Genomic DNA, 3463 nt, shown 5'->3' with positions numbered 1-3463 from the left:
CAGCGCTCGAGACTCGCGCTTCGCGCATGCGCTTCGAGCGCTGTTCGCGCGGCCCTCCATGGGCCGCGCTCGAGCGCGCCAGCGCTCCAAAACACAGCCCAATACCTTTGTGGTGCACAAAACACCGCAGTGGTTCCAACATGGCCGGAAACGAGGCAGACGACGCGCTGGAGTGGTTCCACACGGCCGGGAACGCGGTAGGTGAACCACTCGAGTGGAACCGCTCCGATACCTCGCACATCGACCATGACCATCGCGACTACCCCAAGCGCCTGATGACACCCACACAGCAACAGCCGCCGACCGGAAGCCCTTTACAGACCCCGGCCGACGGCTGCGCATTCAACGAACTACTGAGCGTCCCCACCAGTCAATTCGGTAGCACGCTCCTCCGCATCGGTCTCACCATCTTCATCAGCAGCCGCAGCATTGAGGAACCACTGCAACCCCTCATCAGTCCGCCCAGCAGCCACAAGAGCATCCGCATACGCATAGAACAGCCGCGCAGCAGCCGACCCCGTACGAGCCGGATTCAGATCCGAGGACTGCAGCGTCACCACAGCCTGATCGAACTGCCCCAGATCCATCCGCGCACCCGCGACAACGATCCGCAACTCGGTCGCTTCGTCACCGGTGAGCGCCTGCGCTTCTTCACTACGCCCCAACTCGATGGCCCGTTCCGGCCGCCCGAGCCCACGCTCACAGTCGGCCATCACAGCGAGCAGCCCGGACCCACCCGACATGCGCCGCGCGGTCCGCAGCTCCGACAGTGCTTCGGCCCATTCCTCGGCGTGGTAGGCCACCACACCGGCGGTCTCACGCACGACAGCGATGCGCCCCGCCCGCTGCCTGGCGGCCCTGGCATGGGCCAGCGCCAGGCGCGGATCGTCTTCGAGCAGCTCGACGGCCATGACCATGTGCCGAGCGACGGTCTCGGCATTGCTCTTGTCCAGGCTCAGCAGATCGCGGCGCACAGCCGGATCGAGATCGGAGGCCTGCACGTCTTCGGGGATATCGGGCTCTTCCGGACGGGCCGCCCGACGATCGGTGGGCCTGCCGCCCGCGGCGCGAGCACCCTCGCCGCCACGACGGCGATCGTCGTTGTCGAACCGGCTGGCGCCCGAGTCTGGGTAACCACTCCCGCCGCGGTCGGCGCCACGGCTCGAACGGTCGTCGCGTGTTGCGCGGTCACTACCACGATCCGAGCGGAAGCCCCCACGACTCGAGCGATCATCGTCGCGGTCGCCTCGTACCCGGTCATCCGCACGGCTCGAGTCGTCTGCACGGCTCGAGTCGTCTGCACCACGATCCGAGCCGACGTCGTCGCGGTCCGAACGGTCGTCGGAACTGGCCGAATCGTCGCTCTCACGTGATGCGCGAGCAGAGTCATGAGCCGAATCGTGCGTGCCGCGGTCAGGTCCGGAGCTCGCGTGATCCGACCCGTTCTCGCCGGCGTTCGAGCTGTCGACATCGGCGACGGCCGCTGGTGCCGCGGCGTTGTCCGAGCCGCGGGACTTCGTGTTGCCATCGATGTCGTCGATCGGGCTGTTGCTCGCCGCGCGGCGATCGTCGACGCCCGAGCCAGTTGCCTGGTCGTCGTGGTCCGAGCTCTTCCGGTGCTCGGACTCGCTCGGGCCGCCTGCCTCTTCACGCCCGGAACCGGCGGCGCCGGAATCCACGTGTTCGGTCGACGACTTGCCCTGCTCAGTGGACGCGTCCTCGGCAATGCGGTCTGCCGGAACTCCCTCGGCATCACCCGCCGAGATCACGCCGAGCACATCGCCTTCGCGTTCCTTCCGCTTCTCACGGTAAGTTCCGTCCAAGGGCGCGCCGTCCTCGCCGACGAACTTGCCGCGACCGGCGGTCCCGGTATTGCGCTTGAACCCACCGCGTCCACGGTCGTCGTCGCGCCGGGCACCGCGCTCGTCATCACGTCGCTGGTACCCACCCCGATCAGAGCTGCCACCTCGCGAACGGTCATCGCTCTCACCACGTCGGAAACCACCCTGGTCCCCACCGCGATCGAATCCACCGCGCGAACGGTCGCCGCCCTCGCTGCGACGGAAGCCACCACGATCGCCACCACGATCCGAGGAGCCACGCGAACGGTCATCGCCTTCATTGCGGCGGAAACCTCCACGATCCCCACCACGATCCGAGCTGCCGCGCGAACGGTCATCGCCTTCGCTGCGGCGGAAACCTCCACGATCCCCACCACGATCCGAGGAGCCGCGCGAACGGTCGTCGCCTTCGCTGCGCCGGAAACCGCCACGGTCCGAACCACCGCTCCGGCGGTCGTCGCTGCCACGGAAACCACCACGGTCTCCGCCGCGATCGAACCCACCACGCGAACGGTCATCGCCTCCGCTGCGCCGGAAACCGCCGCGATCGCCACCGCGATCGGAGCTGCCGCGCGAACGGTCATCACCTTCATTACGGCGGAAGCCGCCACGATCCGAGCTGCCGCGCGAACGGTCATCGCCCTCGCTACGACGGAAACCGCCACGATCGGAACCACCACGACGGTCGTCATTGCCGCGGAAGCCACCGCGGTCAGAACCACCGCGCGAACGGTCATCGCCTTCGTTGCGTCGGAAGCCGCCACGGTCCGAACCACCGCTCCGGCGGTCGTCGCTGCCACGGAAACCACCACGGTCTCCGCCGCGATCGAACCCACCACGCGAACGGTCGTCGCCTTCGTTCCTGCGGAAACCGCCGCGATCGCCACCGCGATCGGAGCTGCCGCGCGAACGGTCATCACCTTCGTTACGGCGGAATCCACCACTGCCACGGGGACGGTCGTCATCGTTGCGACGGGAGCCGCCGCGGTCACTACCACGGTCGAAACCGCCTGCGGGACGGTCGGATTCGTCGCGACGGCGGAAGCCACCACGATCACCGGAACCACCGCGCGCGGCGTCGTCACGCCGGGGATAGCCGCTCTTGCCGCTGTCGTCGCGACGCTGATAGCCGCCGCGATCCGAACCACCGCGATCACCGCTGTCGTCACGCCGGAAACCGCCTCGGTCCCCGGAACCGCCGCGATCGTCACGGTTGTAGCCGCCGCGACCGGAGCCGCCGACCGAGCCACGATTGTCGCCCTGACCGCCACGGGGGCGGTCGGTCGGTTCGCCGCGCCGGCCGAAACCGCGGGCGTCTCCGTCCCGGCGGAAAGACTTCCGTCCGTCGTTGTGTTCCGACACGGCGATCCCTTTCTAGGTTCCCCGGCCTCCGGGGAGAGTTGTCATGGCCCCGCCTGCAAAGAATTCAACCACGGGCGGACAACGGGGCATCGTCCGCCTGGCGTACCGGGGACATTTCTGCCCCACAAACGCCGATAGGGGACCCAAATAAGGGTCCCCTATCGCAATGATTGTCCGGCGGTGTCCTACTCTCCCACACCCTGTCGAGTGCAGTACCATCGGCGCAGGTGGCCTTAGCTTCCGGGTTCGGAATGGGACCG

At 67.8% G+C, this 3463-nt stretch carries 1 protein-coding gene, 1 rRNA gene and 1 pseudogene; all 3 read right to left on the bottom strand.

Going from position 1 to position 3463, the window contains the following annotated elements; genetic code table 11:
- Positions 1-350: 350 nt before the first annotated feature.
- A pseudogene (locus AB0I35_RS32330) lies at positions 351-1091 on the bottom strand (hypothetical protein); the annotation flags it as partial.
- A gap of 674 nt (positions 1092-1765) precedes the next feature.
- Positions 1766-3052 carry a hypothetical protein gene (locus tag AB0I35_RS32325; RefSeq protein ID WP_357400104.1) on the bottom strand — a complete coding sequence of 429 codons (1287 nt, stop codon included), beginning with the start codon at positions 3050-3052 and terminating at the stop codon, positions 1766-1768.
- 323 nt (positions 3053-3375) lie between these two features.
- Positions 3376-3463: ribosomal RNA gene (gene rrf, locus AB0I35_RS32320) — 5S ribosomal RNA — on the bottom strand; the annotation flags it as partial.

Source organism: Nocardia sp. NPDC050378, from assembly GCF_040655675.1.
In the GTDB taxonomy this organism is placed as follows: domain Bacteria; phylum Actinomycetota; class Actinomycetes; order Mycobacteriales; family Mycobacteriaceae; genus Nocardia; species Nocardia coubleae.
This window is presented reverse-complemented; position numbering and strand designations above follow the sequence as displayed.